General features: G+C 71.5%; 21 protein-coding genes. 9 read left to right on the plus strand and 12 right to left on the minus strand.

Annotated features, from left to right (window positions below; translation table 11 throughout):
• Window positions 1-5 precede the first annotated feature (5 nt).
• Both ACIQNU_RS36705 and ACIQNU_RS36710 read right to left on the minus strand, forming a co-directional pair.
• The gene (locus ACIQNU_RS36705; RefSeq protein WP_401375018.1) at window positions 6-761 is read right to left on the minus strand and encodes an ABC transporter permease; all 756 of its coding nucleotides are present in this window, start codon (window positions 759-761) and stop codon (window positions 6-8) included.
• 69 nt (window positions 762-830) lie between these two features.
• Entirely contained in the window at window positions 831-1613 is a 783-nt protein-coding gene (locus ACIQNU_RS36710; RefSeq protein WP_401374855.1) for an ABC transporter ATP-binding protein, read from the minus strand.
• A 97-nt stretch (window positions 1614-1710) separates the two neighbouring features.
• On the opposite strand from ACIQNU_RS36710, the gene ACIQNU_RS36715 reads away from it, so the two are divergent.
• From ACIQNU_RS36715 to ACIQNU_RS36730, 4 genes are all read left to right on the plus strand, one after another.
• Window positions 1711-2352 carry a TetR/AcrR family transcriptional regulator gene (locus ACIQNU_RS36715; RefSeq protein ID WP_401374857.1) on the plus strand — a complete coding sequence of 214 codons (642 nt, stop codon included), beginning with the start codon at window positions 1711-1713 and terminating at the stop codon, window positions 2350-2352.
• Window positions 2353-2611: 259 nt separating this feature from the next.
• Window positions 2612-3460, plus strand: coding sequence for a 3-hydroxyacyl-CoA dehydrogenase family protein (locus tag ACIQNU_RS36720; protein WP_401374860.1), 849 nt, complete (start codon window positions 2612-2614; stop codon window positions 3458-3460).
• Window positions 3461-3641: 181 nt separating this feature from the next.
• A complete protein-coding gene (locus tag ACIQNU_RS36725) occupies window positions 3642-3965 on the plus strand; it encodes an STAS domain-containing protein (RefSeq protein WP_033526497.1) in 324 nt (107 codons plus the stop codon).
• Between the two features lie 216 nt (window positions 3966-4181).
• Complete coding sequence (locus ACIQNU_RS36730; protein WP_401374864.1) at window positions 4182-6965, plus strand: ATP-binding protein; 2784 nt, start codon at window positions 4182-4184, stop codon at window positions 6963-6965.
• Between the two features lie 47 nt (window positions 6966-7012).
• On the opposite strand, the gene nucS is transcribed toward ACIQNU_RS36730, so the two are convergent.
• Window positions 7013-7684 (minus strand): endonuclease NucS, encoded by a 672-nt coding sequence (gene nucS, locus ACIQNU_RS36735; protein ID WP_401374866.1) that lies wholly within the window; start codon window positions 7682-7684, stop codon window positions 7013-7015.
• A gap of 211 nt (window positions 7685-7895) precedes the next feature.
• On the opposite strand from nucS, the gene ACIQNU_RS36740 reads away from it, so the two are divergent.
• Window positions 7896-8288, plus strand: a complete 393-nt coding sequence (locus ACIQNU_RS36740) for an SCO5389 family protein (protein WP_401374869.1) — start codon at window positions 7896-7898, stop codon at window positions 8286-8288.
• A 100-nt stretch (window positions 8289-8388) separates the two neighbouring features.
• Here the strand turns inward: ACIQNU_RS36740 and ACIQNU_RS36745 are convergent, their stop codons facing one another.
• Window positions 8389-9417 carry an LLM class flavin-dependent oxidoreductase gene (locus ACIQNU_RS36745; protein ID WP_401374871.1) on the minus strand — a complete coding sequence of 343 codons (1029 nt, stop codon included), beginning with the start codon at window positions 9415-9417 and terminating at the stop codon, window positions 8389-8391.
• Between the two features lie 229 nt (window positions 9418-9646).
• Between ACIQNU_RS36745 and ACIQNU_RS36750 the strand changes: the two genes are divergently transcribed.
• Window positions 9647-9976: an ATP/GTP-binding protein gene (locus tag ACIQNU_RS36750; protein ID WP_401374874.1), complete on the plus strand. Its 330-nt coding sequence runs from the start codon at window positions 9647-9649 to the stop codon at window positions 9974-9976.
• A gap of 40 nt (window positions 9977-10016) precedes the next feature.
• Here the strand turns inward: ACIQNU_RS36750 and ACIQNU_RS36755 are convergent, their stop codons facing one another.
• The 3 genes from ACIQNU_RS36755 to ACIQNU_RS36765 form a co-directional block, all read right to left on the minus strand.
• Window positions 10017-10880, minus strand: coding sequence for an ABC transporter permease subunit (locus ACIQNU_RS36755; protein WP_401374877.1), 864 nt, complete (start codon window positions 10878-10880; stop codon window positions 10017-10019).
• Complete coding sequence (locus tag ACIQNU_RS36760; RefSeq protein ID WP_401374880.1) at window positions 10877-12085, minus strand: ATP-binding cassette domain-containing protein; 1209 nt, start codon at window positions 12083-12085, stop codon at window positions 10877-10879. Before ACIQNU_RS36760 ends, ACIQNU_RS36755 begins: the two co-directional genes overlap by 4 nt.
• A 182-nt stretch (window positions 12086-12267) precedes the next feature.
• Window positions 12268-13017, minus strand: coding sequence for a hypothetical protein (locus tag ACIQNU_RS36765; RefSeq protein ID WP_401374883.1), 750 nt, complete (start codon window positions 13015-13017; stop codon window positions 12268-12270).
• A 181-nt stretch (window positions 13018-13198) separates the two neighbouring features.
• On the opposite strand from ACIQNU_RS36765, the gene ACIQNU_RS36770 reads away from it, so the two are divergent.
• Window positions 13199-14128, plus strand: a complete 930-nt coding sequence (locus ACIQNU_RS36770) for a hypothetical protein (protein WP_401374886.1) — start codon at window positions 13199-13201, stop codon at window positions 14126-14128.
• Between the two features lie 3 nt (window positions 14129-14131).
• Here ACIQNU_RS36770 and ACIQNU_RS36775 read toward each other — a convergent pair whose 3' ends face one another.
• The 5 genes from ACIQNU_RS36775 to mce all read right to left on the minus strand — a co-directional run bounded on the left by ACIQNU_RS36775 (window position 14132) and on the right by mce (window position 21786).
• Complete coding sequence (locus tag ACIQNU_RS36775) at window positions 14132-14902, minus strand: ABC transporter permease (RefSeq protein ID WP_401374889.1); 771 nt, start codon at window positions 14900-14902, stop codon at window positions 14132-14134.
• A 1-nt stretch (window position 14903) separates the two neighbouring features.
• Window positions 14904-15926, minus strand: coding sequence for an ABC transporter ATP-binding protein (locus tag ACIQNU_RS36780; protein ID WP_401374892.1), 1023 nt, complete (start codon window positions 15924-15926; stop codon window positions 14904-14906).
• Between the two features lie 156 nt (window positions 15927-16082).
• Window positions 16083-17018, minus strand: coding sequence for a cellulose-binding protein (locus tag ACIQNU_RS36785; RefSeq protein WP_401374895.1), 936 nt, complete (start codon window positions 17016-17018; stop codon window positions 16083-16085).
• 183 nt (window positions 17019-17201) lie between these two features.
• Window positions 17202-21056: a polarized growth protein Scy gene (gene scy / locus ACIQNU_RS36790; RefSeq protein WP_401374898.1), complete on the minus strand. Its 3855-nt coding sequence runs from the start codon at window positions 21054-21056 to the stop codon at window positions 17202-17204.
• A gap of 280 nt (window positions 21057-21336) precedes the next feature.
• A complete protein-coding gene (gene mce / locus ACIQNU_RS36795) occupies window positions 21337-21786 on the minus strand; it encodes a methylmalonyl-CoA epimerase (protein ID WP_401374901.1) in 450 nt (149 codons plus the stop codon).
• Between the two features lie 146 nt (window positions 21787-21932).
• Between mce and ACIQNU_RS36800 the strand changes: the two genes are divergently transcribed.
• Entirely contained in the window at window positions 21933-23135 is a 1203-nt protein-coding gene (locus tag ACIQNU_RS36800) for an acetyl-CoA C-acetyltransferase (RefSeq protein WP_401374904.1), read from the plus strand.
• A 29-nt stretch (window positions 23136-23164) separates the two neighbouring features.
• Window positions 23165-24124 carry a methylmalonyl Co-A mutase-associated GTPase MeaB gene (gene meaB, locus ACIQNU_RS36805; protein WP_401374907.1) on the plus strand — a complete coding sequence of 320 codons (960 nt, stop codon included), beginning with the start codon at window positions 23165-23167 and terminating at the stop codon, window positions 24122-24124.
• Window positions 24125-24308 lie beyond the last annotated feature (184 nt).

Consider the following 24308-nt stretch of genomic DNA (forward strand, 5'->3'; position numbering starts at 1 on the left):
CGGGGTCAGGCCCCGGCCCGCCGGAACACCCGGGTGCCGAGGGCGAGCGCCGCCACGGTCAGGGCGACGGCGGCGATCACCCCGTACAGCATCCGCGCCGTCGCGTACTCACCCACGTACGCGTCCCGCATCGCGTCCACCAGATACCTCAGTGGCATGAAGTGGGAGAGGGCGTCCAGCCAGCCGGGGGCCAGGGCCATCGGGAGCATCAGGCCGGACAGCAGCATGGACGGCATCGTGAAGGCGTTGACGGCGGGGCCGAACTCCTGCGGGGTGCGGGCCTTGAGCGCCAGCGCGTACGACAGGGAGCCCAGCGTGGCCGTCAGGAGCGCCACGAACACGAAGCCGATGAGGATGCCCGCTAGCGGTGCCCGCAGACCCATCAGCAGGGCGGTGAGTACCAGCAGGACCGCCTGGAAGACGAAGAGCGAGGCGTCCCGCAGGACGCGTCCGAGCAGCAACGCGAGCCGGCTGACCGGGGTGACCCGCATCCGCTCCACCACACCGCTGTTCTTCTCGATGATGATCGAGAAACCGGTGAACGAGGCGCCGAAGAGGGCGAGTTGGAGCAGCAGCCCGGGTACCAGTACCTGCCAGGAACTGCCGCGCGAACCCAGGGGGAGGCCGGTCAGCAGAGGGCCGAAGAAGAAGAGGTAGAGCAGCGGCATCAGGATGCCGAAGAGCATTTGGAAGCGGGAGCGGAGGGTCTGGCGGGCGTAGCGCCCGAAGATCAGCGCGGTGTCCGAGAGGACGGCGGACAGGGGGGTGGGGGAGAGGGGCGTGGGGGACGAGGGCACGGTTATGGACTCCTTCATGGGCCGGGGGCCTGGCTAGACGGCGAGGGGTGAGGTGGCGCGGGCGGCCGGGCCCCGGCCCGTGACGGCGAGGAACGCGTCCTGGAGCGGCGCGTCGATCGCCCCCGCGTGCCGCAGCTTCAGCGCGCCGGCCGTGCCGTCGGCCACGACCACGCCCTCGTCCACGATCACCAGCCGGTCGGCGAGCGCGTCCGCCTCGTCCAGGTAGTGCGTGGTGAGCAGGACCGTGGTGCCCTGCTCGTCGCGGATCCGGCGGACCAGGTCCCACAGGTCGGCGCGGCTGCCCGGGTCGAGACCGGTGGTGGGCTCGTCCAGGAAGAGCACATCGGGCCGGTGCAGGAGCCCCATCGCGAGGTCGAGGCGCCGCCGTTGACCGCCGGACAGCGCGGCCGTCTTCCGGTCCATCAGCTCGGTGAGCCCCAACTCGTCCGCCAACTCACGTGCCCGGTCGGCCGCTTCGGTACGGGCGAGGCGGTAGAGCCGCCCCTGGGTGATCAGTTCCTCGCGCACCGTGAGCGTCGGGTCGACCCCGCCGGTCTGGGCCACGTACCCCGTTCTGCGGCGCACCCCGGCCGGGTCGGTCGCGAGGTCGTGGCCCGCGACGGTCGCCGTGCCGCCGGTCGGCGGCAGCAGCGTGGTGAGCATGCGCAGCGTCGTGGTCTTGCCCGCGCCGTTCGGCCCGAGCAGGCCGACGATCTCGCCGCGCCGCACGGAGAGGTCGATCCCGCGGACCGCCTCGACGGGGCCGCGTCCGGTCGTGAAGGTCCGGGCCAGCCCGGACGTCGTGATGACTGCCATGCCCCAAGAAAAACAGAGAGACTTAAATTTTGCAATGACACCAAAAATCAAGGATGGTCAAAAATCAAGGAGCACCAACGACGACTACGATGAGCGCATGGCTGAGGGACTCAGGGAGCGGAAGAAGCGCCAGACCAGGCAGCACATCTCGGACGTCGCCACGGGACTGTTCCTGGAGCGCGGCTTCGACGCCGTGACGATCGCGGAGATCGCGCAGGCCGCCGACGTCTCCGTCAACACCGTCTACAACTACTTCCCGGCCAAGGAGGACCTCTTCCTCGACCGCAGCAAAGGCGTCGTCGACCGCCTCTCGCGCTGGGTACGCGCCCGCGACCCCGGCGAGTCCGCCGTCGCCGCCGTCCTGCGCGAACTCCGCGCCGAGGTCGAGGCGGTCTCACCCCGGGTCGGCCTGATGGCGGGGTACGCGAGCTTCCTGCGCGTCATCCACGACGCCGCCGCACTCCGCTCCCGCCTCTGGAGCCTCCAGCAGGAGGTCCTGGAAAATCTGGAGGACACCTTGCGCGAGGAGACCGGCGCCGCCCCCGACGACCCGCTGCCCACCCTGATGGCCGGGCAGATCAACTGGGTCCACGCGACGGTGATGTCCGCGATCGGCCGCGAAATGGTGGCGGGCCGCCCCGCCGCCGCCGTCTCCCGCGAAACGCTCGCCCTCATCGGCGACATGGAGGACCTGCTGAGCGAAAGGGTGCTCAACTACGCCGTGCGCGACCCCCGATGAGCCTCCGCACGTTCGGACCCTGGGCCCCGCATGTCCGGACGATGTGCCTCCGCGCGCCCGCCCGACGAGTCGCACCGGCCCCGGACCGACCATCGCACCGACCCCGGCACGAGCCCGCTGGGCCGTCCGTGTGGCAACACCGGTGTGACGTCCGTCATTCGAGACGTGACGCGCATCTCTAACCCTCCAAACAGCACCTCACGAGCGCTAGTGTCCGCCGGAGAGCAGACATGAACAGGGTGTAAGGGGAGTGCGAACCGTGGCACGGAAACTCGCCGTCATCGGCGCCGGACTCATGGGGTCCGGGATCGCCCAGGTCTCCGCGCAGGCCGGCTGGGACGTCGTCCTGCGCGATGTCACCGACGAGGCGCTCACCCGTGGCACCGACGGCATCAAGGCGTCGTACGACAAGTTCGTGAGCAAGGGCAAACTCGACGCGGACGCAGCTCAGGACGCACTCGCCCGTATCACCACGACCACCGACCTGGACGCCGCGGCCGACGCCGACATCGTCGTCGAGGCCGTCTTCGAGAAGCTGGAGGTGAAGCACGAGATCTTCCGTACCCTCGACAAACTGGTACGCGACGACGCCGTGCTCGCCTCCAACACCTCGGCCATCCCGATCACCAAGATCGCGGCCGTCACCGAGCGGCCCGAGCGGGTCGTCGGCACCCACTTCTTCTCACCGGTCCCGATGATGCAGCTCTGCGAACTCGTCCGTGGCTACAAGACCAGCGACTCCACCCTCGCCACCGCACGGGAGTTCGCCGAATCCGTCGGCAAGACCTGCGTCGTCGTCAACCGTGACGTCGCCGGTTTCGTGACCACCCGGCTCATCTCGGCGCTCGTGGTCGAGGCGGCGAAACTGTACGAGTCCGGCGTGGCGACCGCCGAAGACATCGACCTGGCCTGCAAGCTGGGCTTCGGCCACGCCATGGGCCCGCTCGCGACCGCCGACCTCACGGGCGTCGACATCCTTCTGCACGCCACCAGCAACATCTACACCGAATCCCAGGACGAGAAGTTCGCACCGCCCGAGCTGATGCGCCGGATGGTTGACGCCGGTGACATCGGACGGAAGAGCGGGCAGGGCTTCTACAAGCACTGAGAGCGGCCCGTCACCCCGGGGGATCACTCCCCGGGGTGAATTGGGTATCGGTTCGCTTACAACCAGCAACTCGCCTCCCCTACGGGCAGTCAGTTGCTGTGACATAGCCGGACACCGTACGGACCACTCGCCACATCCGCACCGCCACGACCGCCGGATCCATCACGCACGGGGAGCGCATATGTACATCAGGGGCGACCACGCCGAGCTGGTCGTCGGGGGCCGCCTCGACGTCCGCAGCGCGGCGGACGCCCGAACAGTCCTGCACTCGGCCGTCGACGACGGAGCCGGCGACCTCGTGCTGGACCTGTCAGAGCTGGACTCCTGGGACGCCACCGGGCTCGGCGTCATCATGGGCGCCCACCGCAGGGCCGGGCGCTGCGGGCGCCGGCTCGTACTGCGTGACGTGCCGCCCCAGATGCAGCGCCTGCTGGTCGCGACCCGGCTGCACCGGATCCTCGCGATCGAGGGCGGCATCGGCCTCGAATCGCTGCCGCGCGTCTGAACATCGGGGCGCGCAATCCTCATGAACCTGTGACTTCTCGGGCCCCACGGCACCCCGCCTGTTCGGGGATACTGAGCCACGGTCTAGGGTGCGGTCGCCCGCCGATGTCGGACCCACAAGGAGGCGGGCACCGGACCAGAAGCGGCAGCGGGGTGTGCACGAGGCCGGGAGGGGCTCGGCACACGACGCTTTTGGGGGGCTTTCACCATGGACCCGATGAACCGGGGACCGGAAGAGTACGGCGACGCCTCGGACGAGCGCGCCCCGGAACCACACGTGCCCCCGCTGCTGCGCGGCGGACCCGAACCGGACGAACTCCCGGGCGGCGCGGCCGAGCCGGGCGAGTTCGTCCGCGGGGTGCCCGAGTGGACCGGCGACCTGGCCGAGTCCAGCGAGTACGTGGGTGGCGGCCTTGAGCTGTACTCGGGCGGCTATGTGAGCGGACTGCCCGAGCCGGCCCCGTACGAGCGGTACGAACAGGACGAGTACGAGCAGGGCGAGGGCGAGGGCGAGTATCTGCCCGAGCGGGCCGTGCCCCGCGCCTTCGGGCAGGTGGCCGCCGCGCCCGTGCGGACCGTGTCGCTCGTCACCGGTGACTATCTGCTCACCGTGAACCCCGTCGACGGCAGCGAGATCGAGCTGTGCCCGCCCGGTGAGCGCCCCGAACCCCCGGTGAAGCACACGGCGGACGAGCGCGAGGACCTGCGCCGCGCCTCGGCGCCGCCGGTCCCGGCCGGCCCCGCCCTGCCCCGACTGCCGCTCCTGGAACGGCAGGAGGAGCGCGAGCGGCTGGTCCGGCTGGTCGCCCGCGGCCGTTCCGTACGGCTCACCGGACCGTCCGGATCCGGCCGTACCGCACTGCTCGACGCCGTCAGCGACGACTGCGCCGACCTCGCGCCCGACGGCGTCGTCCGGCTCTCCGGCTACCGCCGCACCGCGAGCGACCTCCTCCACGACCTGTACGCCACCGTCCACAAGGCCGCCCCGAACCGCCCCGACCGGGACGGGCTGCGCGCGGGCGTCCTCGGGATCGGCGCCGTCGTCATCGTGGACGACCTCGAATTCGGCGGCGCGTCTCTGGACGAACTCCTCGACGCCACACCCGAGTGCGCCTTCGTCCTGGCCACCACACCCGACGTCCCGTCGCCGTCCGCCGCCGCGCACCTCGAAGAGGTCTTCCTCGGCGGCCTCGACCGCGCCGGCAGCCTGGAACTCCTCGAACGCACGGTGGGCCGTGTCCTCACCGAGGAGGAGGCGAACTGGGCGGGCGACCTCTGGTTCGAGTCGGAAGGGCTGCCGCTGCGGTTCGTCCAGGCGGGCGCCCTGCTCCGGCAGCGCGACGTCCTGCGCACCGACCCCGACGCCTTCGACGCGTTCGGCACCTTCCCGGACGCGGCCGGGGACACCCCGTACGACACCCCGGCGGACACCCCGTACGACAAGCCGTTCGTGGCGCCGTTCGACCCGGAGGACGGCTCCGACGTCCCGCTGCCCTCGCTCGCCGACGGTGTCGCGCCCGTCGCCCTGCTCGCCTCGCGGCTGAGCGGGTCCGCGCGCAGCGCGCTGCGGTTCGCCGTCGCGCTCGGTGGCGAGGTCCCGCACCAGGCGCACCTTCCCGCGCTGGTCGGCGACACCCACGCCGACGCGGCGCTCGCCGAACTCGCCGCCGTCGCCCTCGTCACCCCGGTCGGCGCCCGCTACCGGCTCGCGGCCGGTGTGCTGACCCAGTTGGAGAGCGCCGGGTACGCCGACGACGCCGACGAGCACGCCCGTACCGCCGCCCGGCACTACGCCTGGTGGGCCGGGCACCCCTCGGTCACCCCGCGCCGTGTCCGCGCCGAGGCCGACGCGGTGCTCGCCGCGCTCGCCGCGACCGTGGGCGCCGCCGGCGCGGCGCCCGACGCGCACCACGCGGACGACGACGAGCACCCGGACGAGCCGACGCTCCCCGTCCACCTCGCCCGCACCGCCGCGCCGGCCTTCGCCGCCGGATGCGACTGGAACGCCTGGGAGCGCGCGCTGCGTTCCGGCCAGGAGGCGGCCCGGCTGTCCGGCGAGGTCGGCGACGAGGCGTACTTCCACCACGAGTTGGGCGTCCTCGCGCTCTGCGTCGATCAACTGGACCGCGCGCGGGCCGAGTTGGAAGCGTCCATCGCGCTGCGTGGCGCCCTCGCCGACAAGCTGGGCACGGTCGCGGGCCGCCGCGCCCTCGCCCTGGTCGCGGACCGCTCGGGCGACACACCGGCGGGTGTCGAGGCGATTGGCGCGCGGTACGGGGACGGGGCGCCGCAGTTGGGCGCCGCGCCGGTGCCGCTCGCGCTGACGAGCGGTTCCGGGGCCGCGCAGCCCGCGACTCTCATCGCTCGTGCCCCGGAAGGCGTCAAGAGCAAGGCCGCAGGGGCCCGTAAGGCCGTTGTGAGCGGCGCGCGGCGCAATCTGGTGGCCGTGGGCGCGGGCGCGCTCCTCGCGGCCGTCCTGGGCACCGTGGTGACCCTCGGCGCGACCTCCGACAAGAGCGAGACCCCGGCGGAGAAGGTCGGCACCAATCCGTCGGCCACGCAGGGCACCGACGACTCCGGCTCCGGCGCGGACGAGCCGGGCGGGGACGGCAAGGGCGGCGGCGGGGGAGGGGCGAGCGACGCCCCGACCGATCCGGGCGCCGACGGTGTGCCCGGCACGTCCGACGATCCGACGCCCGGCGACAGCGGGACGCCGGGCGCGAGCGAGAGCGGTTCGCCGTCCGACAAGCCGAGCGACAAGCCGTCGGACAAGCCCACGTCGAAGCCGTCGTCGTCCAGGCCCCCGACCACGCCCAAGCCGTCGTCGTCCAAGCCGACGCCCTCGACCACGCCGTCCCAGTCGCCCAGCACCACCCCGTCCGAGAGCGAGACCGGTGAGACGCCGCCCGGCGTCACCGACTCCGCGAGCGGGCCGACCGGGAGCAGCATGGTCAGCGGCCCGGCGTCGGACCCCACCGGGGACGGCTCTCCCTCGATCTGACCCCGCGGACGGGCATGCGCGCGGGCCCGCGGGGCCGGGAACAGGGGTCAGAACAGGCGCAGTTTGTCGTCCTCGATGCCGCGCAGGGCGTTGTAGTCGAGGACGGCGCAGCCGATGCCGCGGTCGGTCGCCAGGACGCGGGCCTGCGGCTTGATCTCCTGGGCCGCGAAGATGCCGCGTACCGGCGCGAGGTGCGGGTCGCGGTTCAACAGCTCCAGATAGCGGGTGAGTTGCTCCACGCCGTCGATTTCGCCGCGCCGCTTGATCTCGACGGCGACGGTCGCCCCGTCCGCGTCCCGGCACAGGATGTCGACCGGGCCGATCGCGGTCGGGTACTCGCGGCGGATCAGCGTGTACCCGTCGCCGAGGGTGTCGATGCGGTCCGCGAGGAGTTCCTGGAGGTGTGCTTCCACGCCGTCCTTGATCAGGCCGGGATCGACGCCGAGTTCGTGCGACGAGTCGTGGAGGATCTCCTCCATCGTGATGATGAGCTTCTCGCCCCCCTTGTTCTCGACGGTCCAGACACCGCCGTCGCCGTCCGCGCCCTCCTTCAGGGTGCACGGGGGCGACATCCAGTTGAGGGGCTTGTAGGCCCGGTCGTCCGCGTGAATGGAGACGCTGCCGTCCGCCTTCACCAGGATGAGGCGGGGCGCCGACGGAAGATGGGCGGTGAGCCGGCCCGCGTAGTCCACGGAGCAGCGGGCGATGACGAGACGCATGGTCGGCAACGCTACTCGACGGCCGGTGGTCCACGCGATTCGCCCTGGAAGGACCCCGTTCGACAGTGGCCGGTTGTGCGCGCGTTCTCCTGGTGCGACCACGTCCGGATGCTTACCGTGGAAGCAGGAGGTTGCCATGCGTGCACGCTGCGTACGCGAACTCCTTCCCTGTCCGTCAGCCCCCGTCCCCGGGGGTGCGAGAGGAGAACCCATGTCGCTCGACGTCTCACCGGCCCTACTCGAACAGGCCGAGCGAGGCGAGGTCGACGAAGCAGCCTTCGTCGACTGCGTCCGGACCTCCCTGCCCTACGCGTGGGAGATGATCAGCTCCTTGGTGGCCCAGCTGAAGGTGGACGGCGGCGAGTTCGCCGACAACCAGACGCCTCCGCCGGACGAGCAGGCACGTGGCCAGCTCCTGCGTGCGCTCGCGAGTGACGCGATACGCGGCGCGCTGCAACGGCACTTCGGAGTACGGCTGGCCTTCCAGAACTGCCACCGTGTGGCGGTGTTCCCGCTGGACGCGTCGGTGGACGACACCCTGGCCCGTTTCACTTCGATACGGAACCAGTTGCTGAACCAGTCGCCCGAATTCCGGGACTGCTGACCGGCCTTGCCGGATGTGTCGGATGGTTCGCCGCGCCGGACGCGGGAGGTGCTCAAGTCCGGGGCGGCGGCCCCCCGTCGGCCCCTGTCGGCCACCCTTCTCAGCCCAGTTGCGGCAGCACGTCGGTCCCCAGCCGCCGTACGTTCTCCTCCGTCGCCGCGAGGTCGCCCGACCCCTCGACGAGCAGCGCGAAACGCGTGATGCCCGTCCGCTCCGAGGTCGCGGCGAGCCGGTCGGCACACGCCCGGGGCGTCCCCACCGGGTGCAGCCGGCACAGCAGTTCGGTGTACGCGACCGGGTCCCGCATGGCGCGGGCGCGGCCGTCGACGGTGACATGGGCGTCGAGGCCCTGTTTCAGCCAGCCCGGCATCGACTTCAGCAGGACCTCCGACGCCTCGGCGCCCCGGTCCGCGATCTGTGCGACACCCGCCGAGACATGGCCCGCTCCGGCGATCTCGTCGGGGGAGCGGCCCGCCGCGCGCGCGTGGCCGCGCCACAGCGCGACCATCTCGGCCTTCTCCTCGTCACCCGCGTGCATCCCGAGCAGCATCGGCAGCCCGCGCTCGGCCGCCAGCCGCACACTCGCCGGTGAGGTGCACGCCACGACCACCTCGGGCCCGGTCGCGCCCGACAGGGCCTCGGCCGGCTGCGGTACGACGGCCACCTCGCGGAAGGAGAACCGCTCCCCGTCGGCGCCGACCCGGGCATCCGCCAACCAGCGCAGCAGCAGATCGAGGGATTCCGGGAACCCCTTCTCGTACGCCGGCAGGCCCGCGCCGAACACCTCCAGGTCGACCCAGGGGCCACCGCGCCCCACGCCCAGCGAGAACCGGCCACCCGAGGTCACATGCAGCAGCGCCGCCTGTTCGCCGAGGGCGACCGGGTGGACGCTGGGCAGGACGGTCACGGCGGTGCCGACGCGCAGGCGGCGGGTGCGGCCCAGGAGGAGCGCCGCCAGGGTGATCGCGGACGGGCAGACGCCGTACGGCACGAAGTGGTGCTCGGCGAGCCAGACCGCGTCCAGGCCCGACTCCTCGGCCACCTCCGCCGTGCGCACCGCCCGGTGCAGCGCCTCCGCCTGCCCCTGGCCCGGGAACTGGGCGGCGAGAACAAAACTTCCTACGCGCATCGCACTCCTGCCTCCTTGGCGCCGACGCGGGCACTCCCCTTGCCGGCAACAACGTCTGACACGTGCCATGGGCACGGTCCGGCAGAGAGATTGGCGGATTGTCGGCGTAATGCGGGGGACTTTGCGGGGATTGGTGACGGGGATCGCTGACTCAGGCCTCCGCGTGGCGGCGACGCGTAGGCTTTGTACGACCCGTCGTTGTCCCTTGTATAGCTCGTGAGGTGGGCCCGTGTCCCCGCGTCGTAACCGTCCCAAGGCATCGGATCCCGGGGGCGGGGATCCGGACGACGACAGGGGCCGCTACGGCGGCTTCGAGGGCACGCAGGCGTGGCAGGGCGAGCAGTGGACCGTCCGGCACGTGGCCGGCGCGAGTGCCGCCGGGAAGACGTACCGGTGCCCCGGCTGCGACCAGTTGATCCCCTCCGGGATGGCCCATGTCGTGGTCTGGCCGCAGCACGCGGGCGTGGACGACCGCCGGCACTGGCACAACGCGTGCTGGTCGGCGAGGTCGCGCCGCACGACCCGCCCCCTGCGCGGCCGGAACGCCCCGCGCTTCTGACGCGGGGCGAGCCCCTTCGAATTCCGGTCGACGACAGGCGCTAGACGTCCCGGCGTTCCAGCAGCACATACGCTCCCGCGATCGCCGCTGCCACCACGGCGATCAGGAGGATGAGCTGTGAGGTGCCGCCGCCGCTGCCCGAGTCGAGCTGGAAGATCTTGGCCAGGGAGTTCGGGGCGTTGTAGTCCAGCATCTTCTCGCCGACCTTGCGGGTGCTCTCCGAGATCATCAGGAACGCCGGCATGATCGCCGGGACCAGCACCACGCCGAGCATCGCGGTGATCGCGCCCGCCGAGTGCCGCAGCATCGAGCCGACGGCGACCGCGAGGACCCCGAGCAGGGACACGTACAGCGCGCCCTTGAAGACGGTGCCGATCCAGGCCTCCTGCGAGGCCCCGCTGTGCATCCCCGCCGTCGCCAGGCCGACGAAGCCGATCGCGAAGGCCGACACGGCGAAGGCGACGGCGAAGAAGATCAGGAGCTTCGCGGTGAGCACCCGGTGCCGGGCGGGCGACGCGGTCAGCGTGGTGCGGATCATCCCGGTGCCGTACTCGGACGAGATGACCAGTACGCCGAGCGTGATCAGGCAGATCTGCCCGAGCACCAGACCGAAGAACGAGGGCAGCGTGTACGGCACGTCGACGTAGTCGCGGTCGGCCGTCTGACTGGCGACGAGCAGACCGATGCCCACGACCAGGAGCAGGAAGGTCCCGAGCGTCCACACCGTGGACCGGACCGACTTGATCTTCGTCCACTCGGAGGTGATCGCGTGCCCGAGGTGCGTCCGCGTGATCGGGATCGGCGAGGTGTACGAGCCGGCCGCGGACGGCTGCTCCCAGGTGGGCGCCGGGGCGGAAACCGGGGCGCCGGGGGCCGCGGGTGGCTGCTGGTGCGGCGTACTCATCGGGGTCCCTCGCTGTCGTGCCGGGTCGGGTCGGGGGCGGCGGCGGGCTGAGCGGGCGCCTGGGGTGCCTGCGCTGCCGGGGGTGCCGTGGGCGGCTGGGCGTACGGGTTGGGCGGCGGGGCGCCGTACCCTCCGCCGGGGCCCGGAGGCATCGCGAAGGGCTGGCCGCCCTGCTGGGGCGGCGGCGGCGCGTACCAGCCGGACTGGCCCTGTCCCGGTACCGGCATCATCTGCGGCGGCGGCATCGCGCCGGGCGGCAGCTGCTGCATGAGCCCGGCGCGCTGGTCGGTCGTGGAGCGGTAGTCGACGGCGCCCTGCGTCATCCGCATGTACGCCTCCTCCAGCGACGCCTGGTGCGGCGACAGCTCCCACAGCCGTACGTCATGGCTGTGCGCGAGGTCACTGATCCGGGGCAGCGGCAGCCCGGTGACGCGCAGCCCGCCGTCCGGCTCCGGCAGCACCTGGCCGCCCGCCTCGGTCAGCGCGGCCGTCAGCTTCTCGCGCTGCGCCGGCTCGGTGTCCGGGGTGCGGACGCGGGCGAAGTCCGCGGAGTTGTGCGAGATGAAGTCCTTGATGCTCATGTCGGAGAGCAGCTGACCGCGGCCGATCACGATCAGGTGGTCGGCGGTCAGCGCCATCTCGCTCATCAGGTGCGAGGAGACGAAGACGGTACGGCCCTCGGCGGCGAGCGACTTCATCAGATTGCGGACCCAGAGGATGCCCTCGGGGTCGAGGCCGTTGACCGGCTCGTCGAAGAGCAGGACCTGCGGGTCGCCGAGGAGCGCGGCGGCGATGCCGAGCCGCTGCCCCATACCGAGCGAGAACCCCTTGGACCGCTTCCGCGCGACGTCCTGGAGGCCGACCACACCGAGCACCTCGTCGACCCGGCGGGCCGGGATGCCGGAGAGCTGGGCGAGGCAGAGCAGATGGTTACGGGCGTGCCGACCGCCGTGCACCGCCTTGGCGTCGAGCAGGGCGCCCACCTGGCGCGGCGCGTTCGGCAGCTTGCGGTACGGGTAGCCGCCGATGGTCACCTGGCCCGAGCTGGGGTTGTCCAGGCCGAGGATCATGCGCATCGTCGTGGACTTGCCCGAGCCGTTCGGCCCGAGGAAGCCGGTCACGGTACCGGGCCGGACCTGGAAGGAAAGGTTGTACACGGCCGTCTTGGCGCCGTAACGCTTGGTCAGGCCGACTGCCTCGATCATGCTGCACCCATCGACAGGTCAGGACGTCGGGGCACACGCCCCCGTAAGGCTTAGGAGGATATCGGCGAGCTGACGGTTCCAGCCAAAACAAAGTAAAAACATCGACCGACTTCGACGAGCGGTGACAGGGCCGTCGCGCCTGGTGACAGCCCGGTCCCTGTCAGGTCGGTGAGCCGTCGAGGTCAGGTGAGGGAGCCGTCGAGCGGGGGCAGATCGTCGTACAGCCGCAGCTCCGCCGCGTCGTCCACGTACGGCAGGAAGTCCGTCTGCGGCAGGACCCAGCCCTCCTCGCCGAAGATCACGGTGCCGCGCTCGCGCAGCGCGCGGTCCGCGCCCGCCGCCCGGACCCAGGACGCCGGGTCGGGGCCGAGCAGGTCCCGCAGGCGCGGTGAGTCGGCGAGGAGCGCCGCGAGGAGAGCCGACTGGTCGCCGCCGCCGGGCCGGGGGAGACCGGTCGCCGGGTCGGCGAGCACGCCGTGCGCGCTGAAGTAGATGTACGCGGCGCGCAGCCGCTCCCCGGACGGCATCGTCATCCCGAAGTCGGCGCCGGGCAGGATCGCCCGCCGGTAGTCCGGGAACTCGGTGTCGTCCACGGCCTTGAGCTGCGTCGAATCCAGCCAGGTCACGATGAGCGTGGTCTCCGCGTCCGGGTCGACATAGGGCGTGCCCGCCACATAGCCCGCCGGGCTGATGTGTCCCGAACAGCCGACCCCGATGCCGCGCACCCGCACCGGCACCATCGGCACCGCCGACGGGATGCCGAGCCGGGTCAGCTTGTGGGCGACCTGGCCCGGTGACGCGTTGGAGCCGACCGAGATCACCGGATGCCGGCGGCCCGCGGCGACCTGGCCCAGCTCGGCCAGCACCTCGTCGAGCCGCTGCTGCTCCCGCTGCTCCTCCACGAACCACTCGCCGAGCCGCAGCGGACGCACGTCCAGCTCCAGGAGTTCGTCACCGGTGAGCAGCGACGGGCCGGGCGTGGGCCGACTTGCTTACGGGGGCGTTGAGTTGAGGTTTTTTCGGCGGTGGCCGGGCGAGGGGGGCAGCCATCCGCGGTACCGCAAGTCCGTTCGCTGGTGGATCGCCGGGCGTTCGGTCCACGCGCTGCTTCTGATGACCCTGGGCGGGCTCGCGGCGCTGGCCGTCGTGATCGCCGCGCTGTGGACCCTCACCGAGCACTCCGACCGCTCGCTCGCGGACCGGTTCACGGAGCCCGAGCGGATCTTCGACCTCAGCCTCGCGGTGCTGCGGGCCTGCGTCGGTACGGACAGTCTCAGCCCCGAGCCGGACAGCACCGCGCACCAGTTGCTCGCCACGGTCGCCTCGGTGACGGGTTCGCTGGTGCCCGCCGTGCTCCTGGGCATCGTGCTGATCAAGATGTTCGCGCTGCGGCCCTTCGTATGGCGGCGCCGTGCGAGTATCTCGCTCGCCTCGACCGCCGACTTCCCAAAGTACGCGCAGCGGCACACGGAGAGCCAGGACGCGATCATCGCCGTCCGCTTCTACAACCGCTTCGACAACCTCTCCGTCGTCGATCTGCGGGCCCGCGCGCATCTGCGCTATCTGGAGCGCTCACCGCACGACAACAGCCTCGTCATCTACAAGAAGTGGCTCAAGGTCCTGGACGAGGAGGGCGAGCCGGCCGACGAGCGCTACTGGCTCGCCGTGGAGCGCGGCGCGCCCTTCACGGTCTGGATCCCGGTCGAGGCACCGGTACGGGAGCTGCCGTTCACCAAGATCCAGGGCAAGGACCTCTCCGACTCCTCGGGCGTGAAGCTGCTGGTACGGCTCACGGCCCGGACGGTCCGCCTGGGCACCGAGGTCGCGGACGAGCGCTGGTTCGACCTGGACGCGGGCGACTTCGAACAGGGCCGCTTCGTCCCCCTCCAACCGGACCCCGACCGTGATGTCTGGCAGTGGAACGGCTGGCGGAACTTCGACCGCTTGCTGCCGCCGGTGCCTTCGCCGAGGGGGGAGAGCGAGGGTGAGACCGCGGCCGGGGGAGCCGCTGGACGTCCGCGGCCCTCACGGCGGGACGGGTAGCCGTCAGGCGTCGCGGCGCTGGAGCAGTACGAACCCGCCGATCAGCGCCGCCACCACCCACAGGACCATGATGCCCAGGCCGCCCCACGGGCCGTACGGGGTGTCGTTGTTCAGGGGGGTCACCACCTGCATGATCCTTCTGCCTGCCTGGTCCGGGAGGTACTGGGCGACCTTCTTCGTCGCCGAGACATTGGCCAGGATGTTCGAGATCAGGAAGAAGAACGGCATCAGGATGCCGAGGGACAGCATCGGGCTGCGGAGCATCGCGGCGACGCCCATCGAGAACATCGCGATGAGCGTCATGTAGAGGCCGCCGCCGATGACGGCGCGCAGGACGCCCGGGTCGCCGATCGCCGTCTTGTGGGCGCCGAGCATCGCCTGCCCGAGGAAGAAGGTGAGGAAGCTGGTGATCATGCCGACCACGAAGGCCAGGACGGTGGCCACCGCGACCTTGCTGAACAGGAAGTTCATCCGCTGCGGCACGGCGGCGAGCGAGGTGCGGATCATGCCGGTGCTGTACTCGTTCGACACCACGAGCACCCCGAAGACGATCATCGCGAGCTGACCGAGACTCATCCCGGCGAAGCTGACGAAGGTCGGGTCGAAGGTGGCCTGTCCCTCGATGCTCATGTTGTTGAATTCGCTGTTCGCCAGGGCGCTGATCAGCATGCCGAGCGCGATGGTGACGACGAAGGCGAGACCCAGCGTCCACACCGTGGACGCCACCGACCGGATCTTGGTCCACTCCGACCTGACGACCTGGGTGACCGCCATGTCAGGCCCCCTTCCGCGGCTGCTGCCAGCTCTCGCCCCAGCCAGGTCCGGCGGCTCCGGCGGCTCCATCGGCCCCGGCGGCTCCGGGCGGCGGTGCCATGTACCCCGCGTCCCGTGAGTCCGAATGCGCGTGATACTCCACCGACTCGGCCGTGAGCTGCATGAACGCATCCTCCAACGACGCCTGCTGCGGACTCAGCTCATGCAGTACGAGATGGTGTTCGGCGGCCAGCTCACCCAGCTTCTCGGCGCTGGTCCCGTCCACCTCCAGCGTGCCGTTGCCCGCCTCCACGACGGTCACCCCGGCCTGGTGCAGCACATCGAGCAGCCGCTCCCGCTGCGGGGTGCGCAGCCGCACGTACGAACGGGAGTTCTGCCGGATGAACTCCGCCATCGACGTGTCCGCGAGGAGCCGGCCCTGTCCGATCACCACCAGATGGTCGGCGGTCAGCGCCATCTCGCTCATCAGGTGCGAGGAGACGAAGACGGTACGGCCCTGTCCCGCGAGCGATTTCATCAGCGTGCGGATCCAGTGGATGCCCTCGGGGTCGAGCCCGTTCACCGGCTCGTCGAACATCAGGATGCGCGGGTCACCGAGCAGCGCCCCGGCGATCCCGAGCCGCTGCCCCATCCCGAGCGAGAACCCCTTCGCCTTCTTCCGCGCCACCGAAGTGAGCCCCACGGTGTCCAGGACCTCACCGACCCGTGCCTTCGGAATCCCGTTGCTCTGCGCCAGACACAGCAGATGGTTGTAGGCGCTGCGGCCCCCGTGCATCGCCTTCGCGTCCAGCAGCGCGCCGATGTACTTCAGCGGATCGCGTAGCTGGTCGTAGTGCTGTCCGTCGATACGGACATCGCCCGCCGTCGGATGGTCGAGACCGAGCATCATCCGCATCGTCGTGGACTTGCCCGAGCCGTTCGGGCCGAGGAAGCCGGTGACGATGCCGGGTCTGACGGAGAACGTGAGGTCCCTGACGGCCATCTTGTCGCCGTACCGCTTGGTCAGCCCCTCTAGCTCGATCATGGCCACCAGGCTAAGTGCTGCCCACAGCCCCCGCCTGTCGGACCGGAGGCGCACAGGAGTCGGCCCGTGAACGCGACGGTGCCCCGCACCGCGCCGAACGGCGGTACGGGGCACCCACGGACACTGAGCGACCGGTCGGAACCTGCGGAGCAGGACCTATCGGGTCTGCTGCGCCGGAACTCCACGCGAGATCGGCTCGTCCTCGGTCGGCGAACCGGCCGCGGCCACGGCCGCGCCCGTCAGCGTCGCCAGCATCTCGCGGACGTTCGTCAGCTGCGCGTTGATCGAGTCGCGACGGTTCGTCAGCGCGGCAAGCTCACGCTCCGACTCGCTGCGGATCCGGTCGGCCTTGGCGTTGGCGTCGGCCACGATGTCCTCGGCCTGGCGCTGCGCCGTCTCGACGGTCTGGCGGGCGCGGCGCTCGGCGTCCGTGCGCAGCTTCTCCGCCTCCAGGCGCAGCTGCTCCGCCCGGTGCTCGATCTCCGCGAGCCGCTTCTCGGCCTTGGCCTGCCGGGACGCGAGGTCGCGCTCCGACTGCTCCCGGCGCTTGGCGAGGTTCGTCTCGAAGTCGGCGGCGGCCTGCGCGGCCTTCGCACGGGTCTCCTCGAAGAGCGCGTCGGCCTCTTCGCGCTTGGACTGCGCGTCCTTCTGGGCCTCGGAACGCAGCGTGGACGCCTCGCCCTTGGCCTTCTCGACGATCCGGACGCCCTCGTCCTCGGCCTTGGCCTTGCGCTCGGCGGAGAACGCCTCGGCGTCGTTGCGCACCTGCTGGGCGGCCGACTCGGCCAGCTCACGGTGCTGCTCGGCGGCGCGACGCGCCTCCTCGCGCAGATCCTTGGCCTCTTCCTCGGCGAGGCGGAGGATCTTCTCTACGCGGGCGCCGAGACCGGCGTACGACGGCTCGGCGTCGCTGACCTGTGCCTGGGCGTTCTGCGTTTCGAGGTGGAGTTCCTCGATGCGCTTTTCCAGGGCGGTGATACGCGCCAGGGCACTGTCGCGGTCGGAGACGAGCTTGGCAATGCGTTCGTCCACCTGAGCGCGGTCGTACCCACGCCGCACTAGCTCGAAGCCGTATGGGGAAGTGTCGCTCATGGGGTTCCTGTCGAATGGGACCGGTGAGGTGATAGAGGGAATCCTAGGGGGCCGGGCGGCGTGTCATCGAGCAGATGCCTGTTTGATATGGAGAATGACACCTCTTTTGAGTGGCTGATGGCCGGAGCACTTGCCAGTGACCCGTCTCAAGGTCCTTACAGAGCACGTAACTCGCCGTTCTGACTAGTCTTCTGACGGCTTGCCACTCGAACGTGTCGCACCCGCCGCGGCGCCGGCCTTCACGCCGCCGCCCGCCGGCGCACCGCCGGGCGACGGGGCCTCGAAGGACTCCAGCGCCTCCAGGACGTCCTGGACGCGGGAGATCTCGGCGTTGATGTCCTCGCGGCGCCGGACGAGGACGTCGAGTTCGCGCTGGCCCTCGTCGACGGTCCGTTTCGCCTGCTGCTGTGCGTCGGACCTGATCCGCTCGGCCTCGCGGGTCAACTCCGCCTTCTTCTGCTCGGCCTCCTTGAGGAGACCCTCGGCCTTCTTGACGGCGGCGATACGGACCTTGCTCGCCTCCGAATTCGCGTCCGCGACCAGGTCCTTGGCCTTCGCACCGGCCTCCGCGAGCTGTTCCTCGGCGGCCTTCACCAGCGCGTCGCACCGCTCGCCCGCGGACCGCATCGCCTCGGCGGACTCCCGGCGGGCCCGGTCGTGCAGCTCCTCGATCTCGCCGGTGATCCGGTCCCGCAGCTCCTCGGCCCGCTCCCTGATGGCGGTCGCGTCCCGGCGCGCCCCGACCAGCAGCTCGTCGGCGTCCGTACGGGCCCGCTCGACCCGCGTGTTGCCCTCGACGGTGGCCTCCGCGACCAGCCGGTCGGCCTCCGTGCGGGCCGCGCCCACCATGCGGTCGGCCTGCGCCTCGGCGTCCGCCGTGGTCTTGTGCGCCTTCTGCTGCGAGTCGTTCGCCAGCTTGTCGGCCTCCGACACGGCCTCCGTGATGAGCGCGTCGACCTGCTCGGCCGCCTCGGAGCGCCGCTTGTTGGCGTCCGCCCGCGCCGCGTCGCGCGTCTGCTCCGCCTCACTCCGCGCCGCGTTGAGCACCCGCTCGGCCTGCGCGTCCGCCTCGGCCTTGACCCGCGCCGATTCGGAGCGGGTCCGCTCCGCGTGCTGCTGCGCCGAACCGACCGTCTCCGCGGCTTCGGCGCGCAGCCGCTCCGCGTCGCCGGACGCGTCCGAGATCAGCTTCTCCGCCTTCGCGACGGACTCGGCCCGTACCCGCTCGGCCTCGGTGGCGGTCTCCGTCTGGAGCCGCTCCGCCTCGCGGCGGGCCTCACCGATCAGGGTGTCCGCCTGGTTCGCCGCGTCGGACCGCATCCGGTTGGCGTCCTCGCGGGCCTCGGCCCGGGTGCGCGCGGCGTCCTGCTCGGCCGTCGCCGTGGTGTCCGACGCGTCCGTACGGGCGCGCTGCGCATGCTCGTTCGCGTCGGTGCGCAGCCGGTCGGCCTCGGCGATGGCCTCCGAGACGGTCCGCTCCGCGAGGGTCTTCGCGGCCTCCGACTCCTGGGCGGCCTCCTGGCGGACGCGCGCCGCGTCGTCGCCGGCCCGCTCCCGCTCGGCGTAGGCGTCGGCGCGGACCCGGTCGGCCTCCTCCTGCGCCTCGCGGCGGGTGCGCTCGGCCGCGTGCTCGGCGGCGCTGCGCAGCCCCGCGATCTCTTCCTGCGCCTGCTCCTGGAGCCCGGACACCGAGTCCCGTACGGACTGGGCGGTCTGTTCGGCGGCGGTGACCATCTCGGTGGCGCGGCGGTCGGCCTCCTCGACCAGGCGGACCGCCTCGGTCTGTGCCTCGTCGACCCGCTTGCGCGCCGATGCGAGCAGGTCCTCGCTCTGCTCGCGGGCCCGCTCCCGCTCCTGGTCGGCCTCGCCGCGCGCGGAGCCGAGCAGTTCCTCGGCCTCACGGCGACGGCGTACGGCCTCTTCCTGCGCGGCGGCCAGTGCCTCGGCGGCCTCGGTGCCGACCCGCTCGGCCGCCGCAGCCGCCTCCGTGCGGACACGGTCGGCGGTCTCCTGGGCCTCCGTCTTCAGCCGCTCGGCCTCCGCCGCGGCCTCGGACCGCAGCCGGACCGCGATGTTCTCGCCCTCGGCGCGGGACTGCGACGCGTCCGCCGCCGCCTCCGTCCGCAGCCGCTCGGCCTCCGCCTCGGCCTGCGCCTGGAGCGTACGGATCCGCTCGGCGGCCTCGGCGCGCAGCCGCTCCGTCTCCTCGGCGGTCTCGCGGCGGATGCGCTCCGCCTCGTCCCGCGCGTCGTTCAGCGCCTGCTCGGCCGACGCGAGGCGCTCCTCGGCCTCCGTGTGCAGCCGTGTCAGCTCGTCGGCGGCCTCGGCGCGGCGTGCCTCGACGGCCCGCTCGGTCTCCTCGCGCAGCTCATCGGCGGCCCGCTCGGCGTCCGACTTGACCGTCTCGGCCTGCTCGGTGGCGTCGGCGAGGTGCCGGTCGGCCTCGGCGCGGGTGCGCTCCAGGGTCTCCTCGGCCTGCTTGCGCAGGGTCGTCGCCCGCTCGATGGCCTCGGTACGGACCCGCTCGCTCTCGGTCGTCGCCGAGCTGCGCATCTCGTCCGCGTCGGCCCGCGACTTGGCGAGGATCTCCTCGGCGGTCTTCGCCGCCTCCTCGATCTGCTGGACCGCCTCGCGCCGCGCCTCGCTGCGGATCTGCTCGCCCTCGGCGACCGCGTCGGCGCGGAGCTGCTCGGCCTCGCCGCGCAGCCGCCGCGCCTCCTCCTGGAGTTCGACGGTCTTGGCGCGGTACTCCTTGGTGTCGTCCTTCGCCGCGCCCTTCAGCTCCTCGGCGATGTCGTGCGCCTGCTCACGCAGCCGGTCCGCCTCGGTCTCCGCCTCCCGGCGGATCCGCTCGGCCTCCTCGGTCGCCGCCTTGGTGGTCGCCTTGGCGTCGTCGGACGCCTTGGTCAGGACCTCCTCGGCGGTACGGGCGGCCTTCGACAGCTGGGACGCGGTCTCCTCGGCCGTCAGCGCGCGGGCCTTCTCGGACGCCTCCGCGACGATCTTCTCGGCCTCGCCGCGGGCGTCCGCGACGACCTGCTCGGCGTCCGCCTTGGTGGTCTCGGCCTCCTTGGTCGCCTCGCTGACCAGCCGGGCGACCTGCTCCTTGGCCGTACGAGTGCGCTGCTCGTTCGCCGACTCGGCCGCCGCGAGGCGCTTGGCGGCGGCGTCCTTGGCCTCCGTCACCACCTTGTCGGCCTCGGCCCGCGCCTCGCGCAGCGCGGTCTCGGCCTCCTGCATCCGCTGCTCGGCGGCCCGGCTCAGCTCGGTGGACGTCCGGCGGGCCTGGTCCGACTCGGCGGTGGTCGAGCTGCGCAGCTGCTCGGCGTGGTCGGTGGCCTCCTGCGCCTGGTTCGACGCAGCGTTCAGCAGCCGCTCGGCGTCCGTGCGGGCGCGCCGCAGGATCGCTTCCGCTTCGGAGCGCGCGGACTCCGCCTCGGAGCCGACGCGGCGGCTCGCCTCGTCGGTGACGCGCTGCGCCTCGGCGCGGGCGGCGGCGAGCGACTGCGTGGCCTCTGCGCGGGACTCGTCGAGGAGCCGGCGGGCCTGCTGTTCGGTACGGGCGCGGAGCTGTTCGGCCCAGGCCACGTTCTCGTTGACGTGGGACTCGACGGTCGCGCGGCGCTCCGACAGCTCCTGGTCGAGCTGCTGGCGCCGGGAGATCGCCTCGGCGTGCAGCTCGGACTGGAGCCGGGCCTGCTGCTCGGCGTGTTCCTGGAGGATGCGCTGGGTCTGGGCGCGGGCGTTGCTCAGCTCGCGCTCGGCGTCGGCGCGCAGCTGCTCGGCCTGGATCTGGGCATTACGGAGGAGCTGTTCGGCCTGGTAGCCGATGTCCCCGCCGTCATAGGCGGGACGTGTCGCGAGGTTGCGGCGCGCCTCGTGCAGCTTGGCCCGCAACACCTCGACCTGGTAGCCGAGGTCCTCGGCGTGCTGAACGGCCTTTTCCCGCTCGGTCTTCAGCCGCTCCATCTCGGCCTCGAACCGAGAGAGATGGTCGACGTCAGCCCGCTCTCGCTCCTGGCGTTCGTAGCCCCGCACTGCGCGGTCCCATCCGTCCCCTGGTCGCAAATCTCTCCGAAAGACCCCACCCGTCCGCCGAACGGGGCCCCCGGGGAATGGTGTCAGACAATCGGCGGAGCATGGGCTTCTGCCCCGACGCTCGCCCCCCGAAACCCGGACCCCGGCCGCGACCGCCCCACACTCGGACGGCCGCAGCCAACCCTACCGGGCCCGGTCTTCCGGTTGGCCTGGCCGACGTGCATTTCCTGCCGGGCGGTCGGGGGATCGTGCCGGAAGATGGGTGGCGGCACGGATTCCGTCAGTGCTCGTCCGTTACGGATGGGGTTCCCGGGGCCGAAGTGACGAGTTCGGTGAGGACGCCGTGGCAGTCCTTCGGGTGCAGGAAGGTGATCCGTGAGTCCATCGAACCGCGCCGGGGCTCGTCGTACAGGACGCGTACGCCCTTGCCCCGGATGTCGGCCGCGTCCGCGTCGACGTCGGCGGTGCCGAAGGCGATGTGGTGGACGCCCTCACCGTTCTTGGCCAGCCACTTCGCGACCGTCGAGTCCTCGCGCACCGGCTCCAGAAGCTGGAGGTAGGTGGCTCCGCCGTCCGACGTACCGTTGATCCTGAGCATGGCCTCCCGGACGCCCTGCTCTTCGTTGATCTCGGAGTGGTACACCTCGAATCCGTAGGTCGCGCGGTAGAACTCGACAGTCGTGTCCAGATCGAAACAGGCGATCCCGATGTGGTCGATTCGCGTCAGCATTCCCTCAGTGCAGCGCTCCCGGAGGTGGTTACGCAACGTGCGCGCGATCACACCGCCGTGCCGGTGACGGAGCGCGTACTGCTCAGTACATTCAGGTAAACCCTCGTTCACTCCTCAGCTTCCACGCTGAAAGGGGATCGCCCGTCATGTCTGGAACGACCGGTACCACCTCAGTGATCGTCGCGGGCGCGCGCACGCCCATGGGACGACTCCTGGGCTCGCTGAAGTCCTTCTCCGGAGCCGACCTCGGCGCCTTCGCCATCAAGGCCGCGCTGGACCGGGCCGGGATCGGCGGCGACCAGGTGCAGTACGTGATCATGGGCCAGGTGCTCCAGGCCGGGGCGGGGCAGATCCCGGCGCGTCAGGCCGCCGTGAAGGCCGGCATTCCGATGAGCGTGCCCGCGCTCACGATCAACAAGGTCTGTCTCTCGGGCCTGGACGCCATCGCGCTCGCCGATCAGCTCATCCGTGCGGGTGAGTTCGACATCGTCGTCGCGGGCGGCCAGGAGTCCATGACCAACGCCCCCCATCTGCTGCCGAAGTCCCGCGAGGGCCACAAGTACGGCGCGATCGAAATGCTCGACGCGATGGCGTACGACGGTCTGACCGACGCGTTCGAGAACATCGCGATGGGCGAGTCCACCGAGAAGCACAACACCCGCCTCGGCATCGGGCGCGCCGAGCAGGACGAGATCGCCGCCCAGTCGCACCAGCGCGCCGCGTCGGCACAGAAGAACGGCCTCTTCGAGGCGGAGATCACCCCGGTGGAGATCCCGCAGCGGCGCGGCGAGCCGGTGGCGTTCAGCCAGGACGAGGGCATCCGCGGCGAGACCACCACCGAGTCGCTGGGCAAGCTGCGGCCCGCCTTCTCGAAGGACGGCACCATCACCGCCGGGTCCGCCTCGCAGATCTCCGACGGGGCCGCCGCCGTCGTCGTGATGAGCAAGGCCAAGGCCGTCGAACTGGGCCTCGAATGGCTCGCCGAGATCGGCGCCCACGGCAATGTGGCGGGACCGGACAACTCCCTCCAGTCCCAGCCGTCGAACGCCATCGCGCACGCCCTGAAGAAGGAGGGCATCGCCGTCGGCGACCTCGACCTCATCGAGATCAACGAGGCGTTCGCCGCGGTCGCCGTGCAGTCAATGAAGGACCTCGGCGTGTCATCGGAAAAGGTGAACGTCAACGGAGGCGCGATCGCCCTCGGCCACCCCATCGGGATGTCCGGCGCCCGGCTCGTGCTGCATCTGGCCCTGGAGCTCAAGCGCCGGGGCGGTGGCGTGGGCGCCGCGGCGCTGTGCGGGGGCGGCGGCCAGGGCGACGCGCTGATCGTACGGGTGCCCAAGGGCTGACCTGGTCCTTGAGAACGGAGCTGTGAGTTGTGAAGCAGGACGTCTCCTCGCTGGTCGCCCAGGCCAGGGAGGGCAGGCCGCGGGCCGTGGCCCGGCTGATCTCCCTGGTCGAGGGGGCGTCCCCACAGCTGCGCGAGGTGATGGCGGCGCTCGCGCCGCTCGCCGGCGACGCGTACGTGGTGGGGCTGACCGGTTCGCCCGGCGTCGGCAAGTCCACGTCGACGTCGGCGCTCGTCAGCGCGTACCGGCGGCAGGGCAAACGGGTCGCGGTGCTCGCCGTCGACCCCTCGTCCCCGTTCTCCGGTGGCGCGCTGCTCGGTGACCGGGTCCGGATGTCCGACCACGCGTCCGACCCCGGCGTCTACATCCGGTCCATGGCGACCCGCGGCCATCTCGGCGGCCTGGCGTGGGCCGCGCCCCAGGCGATCCGGGTCCTGGACGCCGCCGGATGCGACGTGATCCTCGTGGAGACCGTCGGGGTCGGCCAGTCCGAGGTCGAGATCGCCGCGCAGGCCGACACCTCGGTGGTCCTCCTCGCACCCGGCATGGGCGACGGCATCCAGGCCGCGAAGGCGGGCATCCTGGAGATCGGTGACGTGTACGTCGTCAACAAGGCCGACCGCGACGGCGCCGACGCGACCGCCCGCGAGCTGAACCACATGCTCGGCCTGGGCGAGTCCCGGGGCCCCGGCGACTGGCGCCCCCCGATCGTCAAGACGGTCGCCTCGCGCGGCGAGGGCATCGACGAGGTCGTGGAGGCCCTGGAGAAACACCGCGCGTGGATGGAGGAACGCGGCGTCCTCACGGAACGCCGCCTGGCCCGAGCGGCCCACGAGATCGAAACGATCGCGGTCACAGCCCTGAGAGCCAAAATCGCCGACCTGAGCGGAGACACCCACTTGAAGGGCCTGGCGGAACGAGTCACAGCGGGAACCCTGGACCCGTACGGAGCGGCAGACGAACTGATCACGGGCCTCAGAAACGGCTGACGCCTCGACGCCGATCCCACCTTCACCGCGCACCTGCTGAGGGCAGCCGTCCCGCCCGCCGTCCCACGCTCACTCCGCGCCTGCTGTGGGCAGCCGTCCCGCCCGCCGTCCCACGCTCACTCCGCGCCTGCTGTGGGCAGCCGTCCCGCCCGCCGTCCCACGCTCACTCCGCGCCTGCTGTGGG

Origin of the sequence: Streptomyces sp. NPDC091292 (assembly GCF_044757265.1) — a bacterium.
Taxonomy (GTDB): Bacteria; Actinomycetota; Actinomycetes; order Streptomycetales; family Streptomycetaceae; genus Streptomyces.

Coding starts and splice junctions, on each gene's coding strand:
- ACIQNU_RS36710 (WP_401374855.1), bottom strand. CDS start 1,613: ATGGCAGTCATCACGACGTCCGGGCTGGCCCGGACCTTCACGACCGGA.
- ACIQNU_RS36715 (WP_401374857.1), top strand. CDS start 1,711: ATGGCTGAGGGACTCAGGGAGCGGAAGAAGCGCCAGACCAGGCAGCAC.
- ACIQNU_RS36725 (WP_033526497.1), top strand. CDS start 3,642: ATGTACATCAGGGGCGACCACGCCGAGCTGGTCGTCGGGGGCCGCCTC.
- ACIQNU_RS36730 (WP_401374864.1), top strand. CDS start 4,182: ATGAACCGGGGACCGGAAGAGTACGGCGACGCCTCGGACGAGCGCGCC.
- nucS (WP_401374866.1), bottom strand. CDS start 7,684: ATGCGTCTCGTCATCGCCCGCTGCTCCGTGGACTACGCGGGCCGGCTC.
- ACIQNU_RS36740 (WP_401374869.1), top strand. CDS start 7,896: ATGTCGCTCGACGTCTCACCGGCCCTACTCGAACAGGCCGAGCGAGGC.
- ACIQNU_RS36745 (WP_401374871.1), bottom strand. CDS start 9,417: ATGCGCGTAGGAAGTTTTGTTCTCGCCGCCCAGTTCCCGGGCCAGGGG.
- ACIQNU_RS36755 (WP_401374877.1), bottom strand. CDS start 10,880: ATGAGTACGCCGCACCAGCAGCCACCCGCGGCCCCCGGCGCCCCGGTT.
- ACIQNU_RS36760 (WP_401374880.1), bottom strand. CDS start 12,085: ATGATCGAGGCAGTCGGCCTGACCAAGCGTTACGGCGCCAAGACGGCC.
- ACIQNU_RS36770 (WP_401374886.1), top strand. CDS start 13,199: ATGACCCTGGGCGGGCTCGCGGCGCTGGCCGTCGTGATCGCCGCGCTG.
- ACIQNU_RS36775 (WP_401374889.1), bottom strand. CDS start 14,902: ATGGCGGTCACCCAGGTCGTCAGGTCGGAGTGGACCAAGATCCGGTCG.
- ACIQNU_RS36780 (WP_401374892.1), bottom strand. CDS start 15,926: ATGATCGAGCTAGAGGGGCTGACCAAGCGGTACGGCGACAAGATGGCC.
- ACIQNU_RS36785 (WP_401374895.1), bottom strand. CDS start 17,018: ATGAGCGACACTTCCCCATACGGCTTCGAGCTAGTGCGGCGTGGGTAC.
- mce (WP_401374901.1), bottom strand. CDS start 21,786: ATGCTGACGCGAATCGACCACATCGGGATCGCCTGTTTCGATCTGGAC.
- ACIQNU_RS36800 (WP_401374904.1), top strand. CDS start 21,933: ATGTCTGGAACGACCGGTACCACCTCAGTGATCGTCGCGGGCGCGCGC.